The organism is Enterococcus sp. AZ011, from assembly GCF_050548355.1.
Lineage (GTDB): Bacteria > Bacillota > Bacilli > Lactobacillales > Enterococcaceae > Enterococcus > Enterococcus faecalis.
Window position 1 is genome coordinate 1364658 of sequence record NZ_CP172959.1, and the last position, 15206, is coordinate 1379863.

Genomic DNA, 15206 nt, shown 5'->3' on the forward strand with positions numbered 1-15206 from the left:
TTCTCTTTCGACTAATTAATTTACCCAACTAACCTTACAAGTTGTTTGCTAAGCTAGTTGGGTTTACTGTTTATTGAAACGTTGGATTGTTCATTTCTTGATGAATTTCTTTGCTCGCTTCATATAGAAACAATGTTTGTTTTTTACTTGATGCATAATCGACAATGGGTTTTGGATAATTTTCTCCTAAATGTACATGATATTGCGTTTGTAAGGCTTCGTTCATTAGATTTGGTTGATGAATATACTTTTGTGGCACTTGCTTAAGTTCTGGAACATATTTTTTGATGAACTGGCCGTCATTATCAAATTTTTTTGACTGGATAATTGGATTAAAAATCCGAAAATACGGGACAGCGTCCGTTCCTGTTGAAGCAGCCCATTGCCAGCCACCGATATTATTGGCAGCATCATAGTCAATCAACATTTTTTGAAAGTATTTTTCACCCCAACGCCAATCGATGTGTAAATTTTTAACTAAAAAAGAGGCAGTAATCATTCTTAAGCGATTGTGCATCCAACCAGTTTGATTCAGTTGTCGCATTGCGGCATCAATTATAGGGTACCCCGTCTCCCCTTTTTGCCACTTGACAAACATTTCTGGGTCATTTGTCCATTGAATATAACGAAATTTTTCTTGAATAGCTTCCTCTTTTTGTTGTGGAAACGCACTATAGATCATATTGTAAAAGTCGCGCCAAGCTAATTCTTTTTTGAAGGTTTCTTTACTTAAGCTAGAAGGCACAGATGCAAGCTCTTGCCAAATAGTGCGAATCGAAAGTTCTCCCGTTCTTAAAAAAGTAGACAGATGACTCGTTTGATCCTGATAAGGGAAATCACGCTTATTTTCATAGGATTGAAGTTTTTGATCAATAAAAGTATTTAAGCACCTTCTGGCTGTTTTTTCGCCGACACTATAGTGTGTTAAAGGAATCCTCGCAATCTGTTCACGATAAGCTGCTTCCTCTTCTGGAAAAAGACACGCACTAAAAATTTTTTCAGCTGTATAGGAAACAGGAATCGGGGTTTCTTTAGGCGCCTCTTTCCATTTATTGTAATAGGGCGTAAACACTTGGTACTTACTGCCATCGTTCTTCTTAATTTCTTCAGAGCCATGCAAATAGGCATCTTGAAAAGAGAAAGACTGAATATTATTTTCTTCAAAAAAGCGCATAGCTTGCTGGTCCCGCTTTGCCCCAAAGCCACAAGTATCTTCATTAAAATAAATGGCCTGCCAATCGGGTAATTTGCGTTTCAAACGTGAAAATAAATCTAATGGTTCGCCGACCATGATTTGTAAATGTGCCTCTTGATCGATTCGTTCTTTAAGCGAGGCTAAACTTGCAAAAAAAGCGTTATGATTAGCACTTTCTTGAATAAATTGTTGAGGATTCATTTGGAATAATAAAATCAATTCATCAGCTGCAGAATTTTGTAACGCGTGTGCTAATGCTTTATTATCCTGTAATCGTAAATCACGTCTAAACCACATTACTCTTTTCATTTTTAAATCCTCCTAAATACTTCGTCTTGCTTATCGTAACCGTGACTGCTGATTTTTAAAAGCAACTTGCCTAGACTTTTCAAAAAGCCGATAAAAACTGGGTTTTCAGCTTTTATCGGCTTTTTGATTAAATTAATAGGAAATATTAAAAGCTTTCATATCTTTCTCAATATATTGTAGGACTTCTGTATTGCCAAAAAATTGTGTAAAATAATAGGCTTGACGATAGTCATCGGCTGTGTCTTCCCCGAGCATTTGTTTATTAAAGGCTTTTTCATATAAAAGATAATCTAGCAAATAAATGGAGTGTTTGTCACGACAAATCTGAATCCCTTTTTCGCTTAAAATGACACTTTTTTGGTAGTCTTTCATTTCCGAGTAGAATTTAGCAGAATTATAATAAATTCTACAACGCTCCAAGGAACATTCTAATTTAAATTGTTCCAATTCTTGTAATGATTTTTCGTAATACACTTGCGCTTTTCTCATATCTTTTTCCAGTTCATATAGCGTACCTAGCGCATTCAGGCTTAAAATGTTGTAAATATTGACTTTACGGTCAATTTCCGCGCCCCGGTATAGGTAAAACAAGGCCTCTGCTTTATCTTTTTTTCCTAATAAACAAGTAATTCCCTTATAATATAACAATTTAGTCGTTAGTTCATTATTAGATAAGATAAGACCTTCAGGCACTTCTTGTAATAAATTGTAGGCCTCTAAGTGAAATAACCGTAAAGATAAATCCTCGACTTTGTTTAGTAGATTTTCAATTTTCTTTTCTTCAGAAATCATCATGCATTCTTCTACTTCTAAATCTAATCGGAGGCAAATAGATGAGAAAATATCTAAACTGTCACATAGATTACGGTTTTCAATATTACTAATTGTTGCTTGCGTACAGATGCCGTTAGCCAGCTCTGATTGTGTGATTTTTTTAAGTTTTCTCGCTTGTTTTATTTTGTCTCCTGCTACCTTCACGAACAGACCTCCACTTGTATTATTATGTAAATTCATTAAAAAATGTTATACTTTGATTATCAATTAAAGGAGGTACATGCTATGTTTGATTTACTTGCATTATTGACTGGAACATCAACTTATGGCAACGTTCCCCATGTTTAATTAGTCAATGCGTGTCAAGTATGGTCTTCCATACTTGGCATGTTTCCTTTAAAACTGACTCAATCATACTACAAACGGATAGACAAATACAACCGAAAATCATTGGTTTTTTATTAAGAAAAAGAACAGCAAGAAGTGATAACTACTTCTTGCTGTTCTTTTGTTTAGTTAGGTGTATTTAGATTTAAAATGATTTGTTCCGGCGTAATTTCATTATGATCTGACATCATTGGCTCTACGCTTAAATAACTTGAAGTATTTGTAATGATAACCATGACAGTTGAGTCAAGCCCAGCTTCTTTAATGGCTTTTCGATCGAACGTTCCTAAAAGATCTCCTTTTTTAACACGGTGACCTTGGGTTACTTGTGTCTGAAAGACCTCCTGCCCCAATGTGACAGTATCAATTCCTATATGAATTAATACTTCAGCTCCTGCGTCCGTTTGGATACCATAAGCGTGCCCAGTTTCTGCAACCAAGTTTAATAAACCATCTGCAGGCGCGTAAACCTTGTTCGCTGTTGGCATGATTGCTAAACCTTTGCCCATCATCTCGCTTGAAAATACTGGGTCATTAACAGCAGTAAGATTCATGGCGTAACCAGTTACCGGAGAAAAAAGTTGTTCATCTAAGGTATTGTGTTGCATTTCAAAGACTTCGCGTTCTTCCTCTTCGATTACTTTATCTGAAATCAAAACTTCTTGCGGAATTGCAAATAGACTGGTTAATGCATAACATACACCGACAGATAAAAGTGCGACTAATAAATAGATCACTAATTGATGTGCACTATAGATATACATTAAGAAAGAAGGAATAACGGCTAAGCCATAAGAATTTGATTGAATATGAAAAATAGCTAAAATTGCTCCGCCTAAACCTGATGTAAACAAGACACATAGCAGCGGTTTTAAGTTCCAACGAATAAGTAATCCAAATAACACAGGCTCACTAACTCCAAATAATTGAGACAACATAGAACCAATGGCTGTCGACTTCACTTTGCTATCTTGCGCTTTTTTCGCAAAAGCTAAACAACTGCCAACGTTGGCAAACCCATACATGGCACATATTGTAATCAATGCATTAAATCCTGTATTTGCTAATAATGATGTTTCTACCATAGTTAGTGTATGATGAATACCAATCAAAACCATTAAAGGATATGAGGCACCAATCACGAAACCACCTAATCCTAAGGGTAACCCAATCAACCATTGGACAACATCTACCATGCCTAACTCAACGGTATGCAAAATTGGGCCAATTCCGAGAATCATGATTAAAAAAGTAATTAACATAGTCATAAAGGGTGTAAAAATTTGATCAAGAATATTCGGCATCTTTTTTCGGAAAAAAAGTTCAATCTTTGCGCCAATTATACCAGCAGCAATTGCACTTAAAACGGACCCTTGTGCACCGACAACTGGGATAAAACCAAAAGCCATAATAGCTTTCACGCCAGAATCTGGTGTTGCAACTGCATAAGCGTTTGGTAAAATGGGTGATACCATCATTAAGCCAATAACAATCCCGATTACAGGTGTCGCATTAAATGCTTTAAAGGTAGACCAAACAATCAAAGCTGGCAAAAAGGCAAAGACGGTATCTGTAATGACAGAGACAATTTGTTGAAAGCTTTCAGGAATATTGGCTACACTTGCTCCGAATAATTGTAAAAAAGTATCGTTAAAAATAACACCTTTTAACCCTAGGAACAATCCTGTTGCTGCAATTACTGGAACAATTGGAATGAATATTTCACTTAAAATGCGCATTGTTTTGCGCATGCCTGTTTCATTATTTTTTAAAATTGCTGTTTGCTCTGCTTTTGACACAACATTGATTCCAAGTTTTTCTATTTCATCATACACTTTAGTCACAATACCAGTTCCTAAAATCACTTGGTATTGACCACCATTATAAAAAACACCCTTGACTAAATCGATTTTTTCTAGTTGTTTACCATCTACTTGTTCGTGGTCCTTCAAAATAAAACGTAACCGCGTTTGACAATGGGTGACCGATATAATGTTATCCATACCGATTAATTGAATAATGTCTTTGGCTGCCTGCTGATAATTTTCTGCCATGTTATACTCCTCCTAGCTACTCATTTATAGTAATCAATAGTCCTTGATAGCTTTTTAATAATGTTCCCTGCTGAACTAACTGCTCTCGTTCTTCAGACTGTGTATCAAAAATAACTGTGCCATTAACTAAATAATGAGGGATTGGAACCGCCTCACCAAAATTAAAAAAGGCGTAAATCGTTTTTTCATTTAATTTGCGTTTATAAGCAATAACATTATCTGGAAGATTTGATAGACCCTCAAATGTTCCATAAAGTAAGATGTCTGTATAGGGACTCTTTTGACGAAATGCAATCATCCGCTTATAGAAATGAAAAATACTTTGACTATTTTTTATTTCTGCTTCGGCATTGATTTCTTTATAATTATCCGCCATTCCTAACCAAGGTTTGACGCTTGAAAAACCGCCATACATAGAATCATTCCATGGAAAAGGCGTGCGGGCATTGTCTCGACTACGCAAATTGACAAGTGACAAGGCTTCTTTGGGCGTAAATCCTTCTTTTATTGCTCGATAGTATTGATCAATGCTAGAAATATCATCGAATTCATCAATCGAACCCCTTTCAAAATTGGTCATTCCTAATTCTTGTCCTTGGTAAATAAAAGGCGTGCCCCTTAAAAAGAAATACATGGCGCCGAATGTTTTAACCGCATTTGGCTGTTGAGCCTGTTCTTTTAAATATTTCGTTGTCGCTCGAGGTTGATCATGATTTTCAATAAAATTTGCACTCCAACCAGCCTCTTGCATGGCTTCTTGCTGTTTGAAAATTAATGTGCGTAAATCATTCCAAGACCAATTGATTCTATAAAACCATTCGCTTCCTGATTTCACATCCAAATCAGCCCATTTGAAGTCAAAAATCATGTCGAAATACCCTGTTTCTCCAATAAATTCTGATAAATTTGGATAATTGACGCCGGCCGCTTCGGCAACTGTGACAATATCAAAGCCAGCAAAAGCTTTTTCTTTTAATTCGTTCAGAAAGTCACTCATTCCTGGCATGTTTCTACTAGCTTTTGTTACTTTGGCTAATTGATCTGCCCCATCAGCAGGTAAGTTTGTCCAAGTCAAATCTTTCTTAATAAAATTAATCGCATCTACACGAAAACCAGCAATTCCTTTGTTTAACCAAAAACGGATCATTTGGTAGATTTCTTTGCGTAGTTCAGGATTTTCCCAATTTAAATCCGGCTGTTTTTTATGAAAGGCATGAAAGTAGTAGGCATCTTCCCCAGGTAATTTTTCCCAAACACTACCACCGAAGTTAGACCGCCAATTTGTAGGTACTTCTCGTCCTTCTTTTATAATATAAAAGTCTCGAAAACGACTTTGAGGATTTTTTAAAACATCTTGAAACCAAGCATGTTCATCAGATGTATGGTTTACCACTAAATCTAAAATAACTTTTATGTTTCGTTTTTTTGCTTCTTCAATGAGTTCATCGAAGTCTGCCATTGTACCAAAATCGCTAGAAATACCATAATAGTCTGAAATATCATATCCATTGTCAGCCATTGGCGACGGGTACATTGGACTCAGCCAAATCAGCGTAATTCCTAAATTTTCTAAGTAATCCATTTTTTGAATAATGCCTTGTAAATCACCAATTCCGTCATTATTACTATCCGAAAAGCTACGTGGATAAATTTGATAGGCCACTTCTTTTTGCCACCAATTTCTGTTCATTCTGGTTCTCCTCACTCTTAAACTAGTCCTGTTAATTTTTTCTGTAACCGTTTTTACATTTTGTATGATACTCGTTTTTGCGTAATATGTCAAACGTTTATCATAAATAAATGTAAATTATAATATTCTTTTGATTTAAACAGATTTATATATGTTATACGTTTGACTTTTTTCTGATTTGTTTATACTATTAGACTAACTACTATTTTCTAACAAAGGAGACATTACTTATGTCAAGCATCATGAACCAATGGACTGATGAATTACGTTATGCGCCTTATTCTTCTTGGACATCTGCTCACCTCGAAAATCTAACTTCTATTATCGCGCAATCTAGTTGGCGTTTTAAGTATCATATTCAACCACAGACAGGACTACTAAATGATCCCAACGGTTTTTCGTATTTCAATAACCAGTGGCATTTATTTTATCAAGCGTTTCCTTTCGGGAGTGTTCACGGACTAAAAAGTTGGGCCCACTTAACTTCCTCCGACTTAATTCACTGGGATTATGAAGGAATTGCCCTTTATCCCGACTCTGAATATGATTCTCATGGCGTCTATTCAGGCTCAGCTTTACCAATAGATAACCAACTATGTTTATTTTATACAGGAAATGTTCGTGATCAAACTTGGCAACGATTTGCATATCAAAATATTGCATGGCTGAATTCTTTAGGTGCGATCACAAAGGAATCAACACCATTCCTACCTATTGACCCCAATTATTCTTCCCATTTTCGTGATCCGATGGTATTTCCTTATCAAGAAGGACTTGTTTTATTAATTGGTGCTAGTGATTTAAATGGACAAGGAAAAATTGTGGTCTATTTTTCTAAAGATCGAAACGTACACAATTTTCATCAACTTGGCGAATTGACGTTCACCGACCAAGAATTAGGCTACATGGTTGAATGCCCCAATTTGGTATTTATTGATGGCCAGCCTGTCTTATTATTTTGCCCACAAGGTCTATCTCCATCTGTAAAAAGTTATCAGAATATCTATCCGAATATGTACACATTGGCCGAAACGTTTGATTTGGAGAATCTTTCTTTAGTTCAGGCTGGGCCTTTTGAAAATTTAGATGAAGGATTTGATGTCTACGCCACTCAAGCCTTTAATGCGCCAGATGGTCGTGCACTTGCGGTCAGTTGGATTGGGTTGCCAGAAATCACTTACCCAAGTGATGTGGAGGGTTGGGCAAATGGCTTAAGTCTGGTTAAAGAACTCACAATTCACAACGGGAAACTATTTCAATATCCAGTTTCTGAAACAGAAATGCTTCGTCAATCCGCCACTACTTTATCAAATGGCTGCCATTTTTTATCTACTGCTTCTTTTGAATTAGAAGTGGATATTCCCAAAAATGAGATTGCTTTTATTCGGCTTTTAGCGAACGAAACGGGTTCAAAAGGACTTTTAATTACAATTGATACGATTCATGGTAAAATAACCCTTGATCGAACATTTGCTGGCCAACCTTTTGCTGAAAAGTATGGCACAATTCGTGAAACTAAAATTAGGAAAAATAAGTCAGTTCAGTTAACTATTTTTGTTGATTGTTCTGTTGCAGAAATCTATGTAAATAAAGGTGAAAAAACGATGACTGGTCGCTTCTTTCCAGATAAAGCGCAACAGTATCTTCATCTATCCAAGACGGCAAAAGCTTGTTTTTATGAGCTGGAAAATACGAATAATTAGGAATGATGGTGAATTTTGATGGTGGTTAAATTAACGGATGTAGCTAAGCTTGCTGGGGTGAGCCCGACAACGGTAAGCCGCGTGATTAATAATTATGGTTATCTTAGTCAAAAAACAATTGATAAAGTTCATCAAGCGATGGAAGAATTAAATTATCAACCTAATGGATTAGCCAGAAGCCTCCAAGGAAAAAGTACGCAGCTGATTGGTTTAGTCTTCCCTTCTGTTAGTCATCCATTTTTTGGTGAATTAATTGAAACACTGGAAAGAAAGCTCTTTGTTCAAGGATATAAAGTGATTTTATGTGATAGTGAAAAAGATCCAGAAAAAGAGCGCGCCTATTTACGAATGCTCGCTGCAAATAAAGTGGACGGTGTAATCACTGGTAGCCATAACTTAGCTATTAACGAATATGAAAATGTTTCACTACCTATTGTTTCCTTTGACCGTTTCTTGGCACCTGGCATTCCAATTGTCTCTTCGCAAAACTTTCAAGGTGGCCAAAAAGCCACTGAAGCCTTATTTGCAAGTGGTGCACAAAAGATTGCAATTATTACTGGTGCTAATAACACAGGCGCACCTAGCGATTATCGATTGGCTGGTTATAAACAAACGATGGAAAAATATGGCGCAGAAAAAACGATTCTACAAATTGATAATGGAACCTCAACAACATTAAAAAATCTAGAAATCGAACGTTTGCTTCAAAATAAAACTGTAGACGGCATCTTTTGTACCGATGATTTGACAGCAATTACAGTTATGAATATTGCTCAAAAATTGAAGATATCCATTCCTGAAGAATTAAAAGTAATTGGTTATGATGGGACAAAATTAATCAAAAGAATTGCCCCACAACTATCAACCATTGTGCAGCCAATCGACGAGATGTGTGACGTTATGATTGACTTACTGCTTCGTAGAATGAAGGATCCTGATGTTGCACTCGAGGAAAATTATCCTATTCCAATTCAGCTATCATTGTCTGAATCCTGTTAAAAAAGACACCTTTTCAGGTGTCTTTTTTTATTCTTAATTCCTCATTTGCCTATTTTCCCTTAATTCCAAAGTACAGAGATTAAATAATACAACAACATGATCCCTACAAATACACCGAGCATTAGTAAAACATACCACCAATTTTTGGCGCTATAGGTTTCATTTTTATCTTTTTCGGTTCGTTTCCCGGCAGCCCATTTCCATAAATCGTAATTATTCATCTCTCTCACCACCTTTAATGGGTTTATTAACTTAAATCTAACACGGAATGACAGAACTTGAAAACAAAAGGATCACCCGCGTATGCAATGGATGATCCTTTTTGGGCACTATTCTTCTGGTAACCCATTATTTTTAATTACTGATTGGTACCAATAAAAACTATCTTTTTTAATGCGTCGTAAATCTTTTAACTCATGGTCTTCACGATTGACGTAAATAAAACCATAGCGTTTTTTGAATCCTTGATGAGAACTTAAAATATCCATGACCGACCAAGGGCAATAGCCAAACAACTCAACACCGTCAGAAATAGCCGCATGACAAGCAGCAATATGATCATGCAAATACGCAATTCGATAGTCATCATGAACTTTTCCGTCCTCTGTTAGGTGATCGGGTGTGCCTAAACCGTTTTCTGTAATGATTAATGGCAAACGGTATTGACGATAATAATCATTTAAAACTAAACGTAGACCAGTTGGATCAATTTGGGCACCATACTTAGAGGTTTTTAAATGTTGATTTTTTTCGATTTTAAAATAACCGTATAGATCAAAATCAATGTCCTTTTCTTTCGTACCCAATGGGTGTTGCTCATCTGTCGGTAAATAGCTAGCGACTAACGTCCGATAATAATTAAGAGCGATAAAATCTGGTTTAGCGGCTTTCAAAATTGCTTGATCTTCTGGCTGTGTTTCGGGATAAATGCCGCATTTGGTCAAATACTCTTGATAGTAACCTGGGTATTCGCCAAAACAATACATTTCTAGAGCGTAATTCGTTTTAAAGTTATCATTCATACGAGCCGCCCAAACATCTTCAGGCTTATTAGAACTAGGATAAGTCATCGTTGAGGAAACAGAGGGACCGACTTTTCCCCCAGCGACCAATTGGTGACAATCATTCGTCGCTAACGCATGGGCAACAAACATATGGTAATCCATTTGTGCACGAATTTTTTCAGCATTTTCTGGTGCAACATCGTACATATTCATTCGTTCATCAACACGAATCATTAAGTTTTGTTCGTTTGTAACTTGCCAATTTTTGACTCGATCACCAAACGCTTGATAACAAACTTGCGCATAGCGTTGAAATGCGGAAACGCAGCGACGATCCGCCCAACCATTGTATTTTTCCACCAATGCAAAAGGTAAATCAAAATGATAAAGTGTGACAAACGGCAAAATATCGTTTTCTAAAAGTGTATCAATGACGGCATTATAAAAATCGATGCCGGCTTGATTGATTTCGCCATCACCTGTTGGAATGATTCGTGCCCATGAAAGAGAAAAACGATAGGTTTTTAAGCCTAATTCTTTCATTAACGCAATGTCCTCTTTGAAATGATGATAAAAATCGCTGGCGACTTTCGTATCTGCTTGTACAGCTGACTTTTTAAAAGAATTGTAATCAGCAACTGTTAGGCCTTTGCCGTCCTCATTCCAAGCGCCCTCAATTTGAAAAGCGGAGGAAGAAGCGCCCCATAAAAAATCGTTCTTAAATTGTTTAACCATTAGTTTTGCTCCTTTACTTGCATGAAAAATAAATTTGTTTGTGGTGTAATCTCTGTTTGTTTGGTTGTCTCAATTACAGCCATTTCCGCAGTATTTGTTACGATGACTAAGACGGTTGGATCATAACCAGCAGCTTGGATGATTTGTTTATCAAAAGAAAGCAGCTTTTGTCCTAGCCTGACTCTTTCTCCTACTTTTACGAACGTTTCAAATCCCCGCCCTTTTAATTCGACGGTATTGATTCCAATGTGAAGGAGGATTTCAGCACCATTGTCTAACTTTAAGCCAATTGCATGATGAGTTGGATATAAAGCCGTCACTTGCCCATTTCCTGGTGAAACAATTTGTTCCTCTGTCGGATAAATAGCTAGCGTTTTTCCCATTTGTTGAGAAGCAAAGACTTCATCGTTGATTTGGTCTAAAGATACGAGTTGTCCTTGAACAGGTGCTTGAATCCGTTGTTTTTCTTTGACTGTCCCTGCCTCTGTCTTTAAGCCGGGTTCTTGACGTGACTCGTCAAGCGGTAAATCATTAAAGCCTAGAAAAATCGTTAATAGAAATGCACCAAAAAAAGCAATGCCACAACCTAATAAATAACAAATAAAGGCTTTGGTTCCTGCTTCTGCGTAAACTGGGATGGTCAAGAGTCCTTGGTTAGCGAAGGCTGTCCCGTAGGAACCGCCCCAGCCCATTAAGGCCCCGCCTGCTGCTCCGCTAGCCACCGCATAAATCATCGGTTTTTTTAACCGCAAGTTTGCCCCATAAATGGCTGGTTCTGTGATACCAAATAATGCAGTCACTGTTGCAGAGGCAGCAACAGCTTTCAAGTCTTTATTTTTTGTACGGACAAACACGCCAAATGCGGCGCCCGCTTGAGAAAAGTTCGCTGCACCAGCAAACGCTAGCAAATTTTGCCGTCCTGTTCGAGCGACATCATTAATCCCAATTGGCACAAGCCCACGGTGAGCCCCAAAAATGACTAAGACACACCAAATTCCGCCGATAAAACCGCCTAACAAGATGGGACTCAAATTCATTATATAATAATACAACCAATTCACGCCGTCACCTAAATAAATCCCTATCGGTCCAAATAATAATAAAGTGGCTGGAATCATTAAAAGTAATGATAGCGTAGGAACCATAATAATTTTTAGAACTTCTGGAATGACTTTTTCCAAAAAGCGTTGCACATAAGCTAAAATAAAAATTGCAAGAATAATAGGAATTACTGTGGAAACATAATTGGCTTTGGTCACATGTAATCCAAACAAGGTAACCGCTGATTCTTCAGTCATTAATGAAACGATGGTTGGATAACATAAGGTGGCACCAATTACCATGGCGATATATTCGTTTGTTTTGAAAACCTTAGCAGCTGAATAACCTAAAATAACTGGCATAAAATAAAAAAGTGCATCGGAAGCGGCGCTTAAAATAATATACGTATTCAAAGGTTTTAAATCGACCTGGTAAAAATTGTTTGCGACCATCACAGCGATGGCTAGAATTCCTTTTAACATGCCTGAAGCGGCAATTGCTGGTACGACAGGCGTGAAAATCGCGGCAACAGTATTTAAAATTCGATTACCTAATGAATTTTTTTCTTTTGTAGATGTTTTGGTCGTAAGTTGCTGAGCCAACAAAGGTTCTAGAGCATTATAGACATGCGCGACTTTATTGCCTAAAACCACTTGATACTGCCCGCCGCTTTCAACAACAGAAATGACACCTTCTGTTTGTAGTAAGGCTTCTTTGTTCGCTTGTTTCGTATCTTTCAATACGAAACGCAATCGTGTATAACAATGTGTGACATCCACGATATTGTCTTTGCCACCTACGTCTTTCAAAATTTCTTTTGCTATTGCTTGGTAGTCCATGGTGACCACTCCTTATCTATAAAATAACAGCTCAATAAAAAAGACCAAATCACACATGCACGTTTCAGCAAACACACTCAATATTTGCTCGTCGTGAATGTCCCTTTGATCTGATCTACGTAATAACTATGTTTCTCACGATAGAATAGCTGATTGAATTTATTTTTAATTTACCATTATTTAGAGGGATTATCAATGAATTAGGTAGACCACCTCAGTGTTTTGTTACTAAAATCAGCAGTGAAAATAGTAGTTTACTACATTCACTGCTGATTTATTTGATTACAAGACTGGGGACAACAAGCGTGAAAAGTTTTGCTTGAAGCGTAGCCAGTACCCTTGTTTTTTAATTATCTCGTCGGTTAGTAAGACACTTTTTTCTATATCTTCTTCAAAGACTTGCGCTAACATCCACGCAATGTCGGGATTGTAAATAAACGTACTCACCTCAAAATTCAATGAATAACTGCGAATATCTTGGTTTGTTGTGCCAACCATAGCTAATTCATCATCAATCACCATTGTTTTTGCATGAATAAACCCACTATCATAAATATAAATTTTAATGCCGCGTTTGTGTAAGTAATTCGCGTAATATTGTGTTGCGCGGTAAATAAAGGGATGGTCAGGCATACAAGGAATCATAATTCGCACGTCGACACCTGAACGAACCGCCACTAACAACGCATTAATCATACTATCGTCAGGGATTAAATACGGTGTTTGAATCCAGACACTCTTTTCTGCAGAAAAAATCATCCGAACAAACCCGCTTTTCAAAATTTCTTCTTCTGAATCAGGACCATCTGAAACAACTTGTAAGGACAAATGCTCCACTTCATGATCTTCTGGTAATTTAAAATATTTTTCATGATACGTCATACGTTCTTCAGGATATTTGACTGAAGCATTCCAATCCATGATAAATATCTCTTGCAATGAAAATACGGCCGTCCCGACCAAACGAATATGGGTATCTCGCCAGTAACCAAATTTTTCGGTGACATTCAAATATTGATCCCCAACATTGAACCCGCCGGTCCAGCCAATTTTCCCATCGATGACAACAATTTTCCGATGCAAGTGATAATTTAGACGTGTTTTACGGATCATATCGCGAGAAGTAATAAAGGGAGCTACTTTTCCTCCAGCGTCAACGTAACGAGCAAAAAACTTTTTATTTGCGCCGGGTGAACCCCAAGGATCGTAAATTAAGTAAACTTCCACGCCTTCATGCAACTTTTCGATTAATACATCTAAAAATTGATTGCCAATTGTGTCATTAAAAAACGCATAATACTCCACATGAACGGTTTCTTTCGCTGCACGAATATCTTCAAATAATGCTTGGAATTTTTCTTGGCCATCTGTGAATAATTGCAAACTATTTCTTTTGGCCAACGGTGATGCGTCCATATTCCGGAAATAACGATTTAAAACTTTCGCATCATAAAGTAAATCATAACGTTTATCGCGCCCTGCTTTTTTGTTATCAACGTCCACTTTTTCTTTAATTCGTTGAACCATTTGTTTTTCATCATCAGACAATTTAAAAACTTCTTGTCCATCGATACCTCGCCCACAGAATAAGTAAATAATAAAGCCGATACCAGGCAAGAAAATCAACGTCATCATCCATGCTAAAACGCTGGAAATACTACGAGGTTTTCTAAAAACAGTAATTAAGGCAGCAATAACGTTAATTACTAATAAAAATAACAAAATCCAAACAAAAATTTTCATCGCTTACCTCCTTTTTACTTCATACTAAGATTATATCAAATAACAGTTAAATTAGGCGAATAATATGAGCGAGTATTCAAAAAAGAATTCATTTCTATAAGTGTTTCGCCTTTGATTCTCAGTTTTTCTGTACTATAATGAGGGCTGGATGTAAAGATTTTGAAAAGAGGTACTTATTTTATGGTCGTTGATTTGAAAATGTTAGCTATGATTTTTATCATTAATTTTGCGTATATTACCTTAAATACTATTCGTTTTATGTTAACGATGAAAGGTTATCGGGTTATTGCACCGCTGGTTAGTATGGCTGAAATAACAATTTATGTCTTAGGGCTGAGTATGGTTCTGAATCGGTTAGACAATCCTTTAAATTTACTTGTTTATGCGCTTGGTTACGCTGTTGGCATTAGTGTAGGAATTAAAATCGAAGACTATTTGGCCTTGGGTTATATTATGGTATCGGTTATCCTCCCTTCTACTACTGAACAATTTCATTTACCAGAAACACTTCGTGAACACGGCTATGGTGTTACACAAAGTGTCGCCTACGGACGCGAAGGAGAACGAATGGTTTTAGAAATCCTTTCCCCAAGAAAAAACGAACGTACATTGTACAAATTAATCAATCAATTAGAGCCGAGAGCATTTATCATTTCCTATGAGCCTAAGTTCATTTCTGGTGGTTTTTGGACGAAAAAAGTTCGTAAAAGAAATGACGCCATTTCTCACTAAG

General features: G+C 36.8%; 11 protein-coding genes. 3 read left to right on the forward strand and 8 right to left on the reverse strand.

Going from position 1 to position 15206, the window contains the following annotated elements:
• Positions 1-70: 70 nt before the first annotated feature.
• The 4 genes from IGL36_RS06615 to IGL36_RS06630 all read right to left on the reverse strand — a co-directional run bounded on the left by IGL36_RS06615 (position 71) and on the right by IGL36_RS06630 (position 6409).
• Positions 71-1504: a cryptochrome/photolyase family protein gene (locus tag IGL36_RS06615; protein ID WP_002365672.1), complete on the reverse strand. Its 1434-nt coding sequence runs from the start codon at positions 1502-1504 to the stop codon at positions 71-73.
• A gap of 132 nt (positions 1505-1636) precedes the next feature.
• Complete coding sequence (locus tag IGL36_RS06620; RefSeq protein ID WP_002363971.1) at positions 1637-2518, reverse strand: helix-turn-helix domain-containing protein; 882 nt, start codon at positions 2516-2518, stop codon at positions 1637-1639.
• 272 nt (positions 2519-2790) lie between these two features.
• On the reverse strand, positions 2791-4719 hold the full coding sequence (locus IGL36_RS06625) for a sucrose-specific PTS transporter subunit IIBC (RefSeq protein WP_002360285.1): 1929 nt from the start codon (positions 4717-4719) through the stop codon (positions 2791-2793).
• A gap of 16 nt (positions 4720-4735) precedes the next feature.
• Positions 4736-6409 carry a glycoside hydrolase family 13 protein gene (locus IGL36_RS06630; protein ID WP_002390639.1) on the reverse strand — a complete coding sequence of 558 codons (1674 nt, stop codon included), beginning with the start codon at positions 6407-6409 and terminating at the stop codon, positions 4736-4738.
• A 242-nt stretch (positions 6410-6651) separates the two neighbouring features.
• On the opposite strand from IGL36_RS06630, the gene IGL36_RS06635 reads away from it, so the two are divergent.
• Together IGL36_RS06635 and IGL36_RS06640 are read left to right on the forward strand one after the other, a co-directional pair.
• Positions 6652-8112 carry a sucrose-6-phosphate hydrolase gene (locus tag IGL36_RS06635; RefSeq protein WP_002392409.1) on the forward strand — a complete coding sequence of 487 codons (1461 nt, stop codon included), beginning with the start codon at positions 6652-6654 and terminating at the stop codon, positions 8110-8112.
• An 18-nt stretch (positions 8113-8130) separates the two neighbouring features.
• Positions 8131-9111: a LacI family DNA-binding transcriptional regulator gene (locus IGL36_RS06640; RefSeq protein WP_002363973.1), complete on the forward strand. Its 981-nt coding sequence runs from the start codon at positions 8131-8133 to the stop codon at positions 9109-9111.
• Between the two features lie 59 nt (positions 9112-9170).
• On the opposite strand, the gene IGL36_RS06645 is transcribed toward IGL36_RS06640, so the two are convergent.
• The 4 genes from IGL36_RS06645 to cls all read right to left on the reverse strand — a co-directional run bounded on the left by IGL36_RS06645 (position 9171) and on the right by cls (position 14473).
• The gene (locus IGL36_RS06645) at positions 9171-9332 is read right to left on the reverse strand and encodes a hypothetical protein (protein ID WP_002361843.1); all 162 of its coding nucleotides are present in this window, start codon (positions 9330-9332) and stop codon (positions 9171-9173) included.
• A 108-nt stretch (positions 9333-9440) separates the two neighbouring features.
• A complete protein-coding gene (locus tag IGL36_RS06650) occupies positions 9441-10850 on the reverse strand; it encodes a glycoside hydrolase family 1 protein (RefSeq protein WP_002360277.1) in 1410 nt (469 codons plus the stop codon).
• Complete coding sequence (locus IGL36_RS06655; RefSeq protein WP_002365677.1) at positions 10850-12730, reverse strand: beta-glucoside-specific PTS transporter subunit IIABC; 1881 nt, start codon at positions 12728-12730, stop codon at positions 10850-10852. The genes IGL36_RS06650 and IGL36_RS06655 overlap by 1 nt, the downstream gene beginning before the upstream one ends.
• A 282-nt stretch (positions 12731-13012) precedes the next feature.
• Positions 13013-14473: a cardiolipin synthase gene (gene cls, locus IGL36_RS06660; protein ID WP_002371124.1), complete on the reverse strand. Its 1461-nt coding sequence runs from the start codon at positions 14471-14473 to the stop codon at positions 13013-13015.
• A 180-nt stretch (positions 14474-14653) separates the two neighbouring features.
• On the opposite strand from cls, the gene IGL36_RS06665 reads away from it, so the two are divergent.
• Positions 14654-15205 carry a DUF2179 domain-containing protein gene (locus tag IGL36_RS06665; RefSeq protein ID WP_002361848.1) on the forward strand — a complete coding sequence of 184 codons (552 nt, stop codon included), beginning with the start codon at positions 14654-14656 and terminating at the stop codon, positions 15203-15205.
• Position 15206 lies beyond the last annotated feature (1 nt).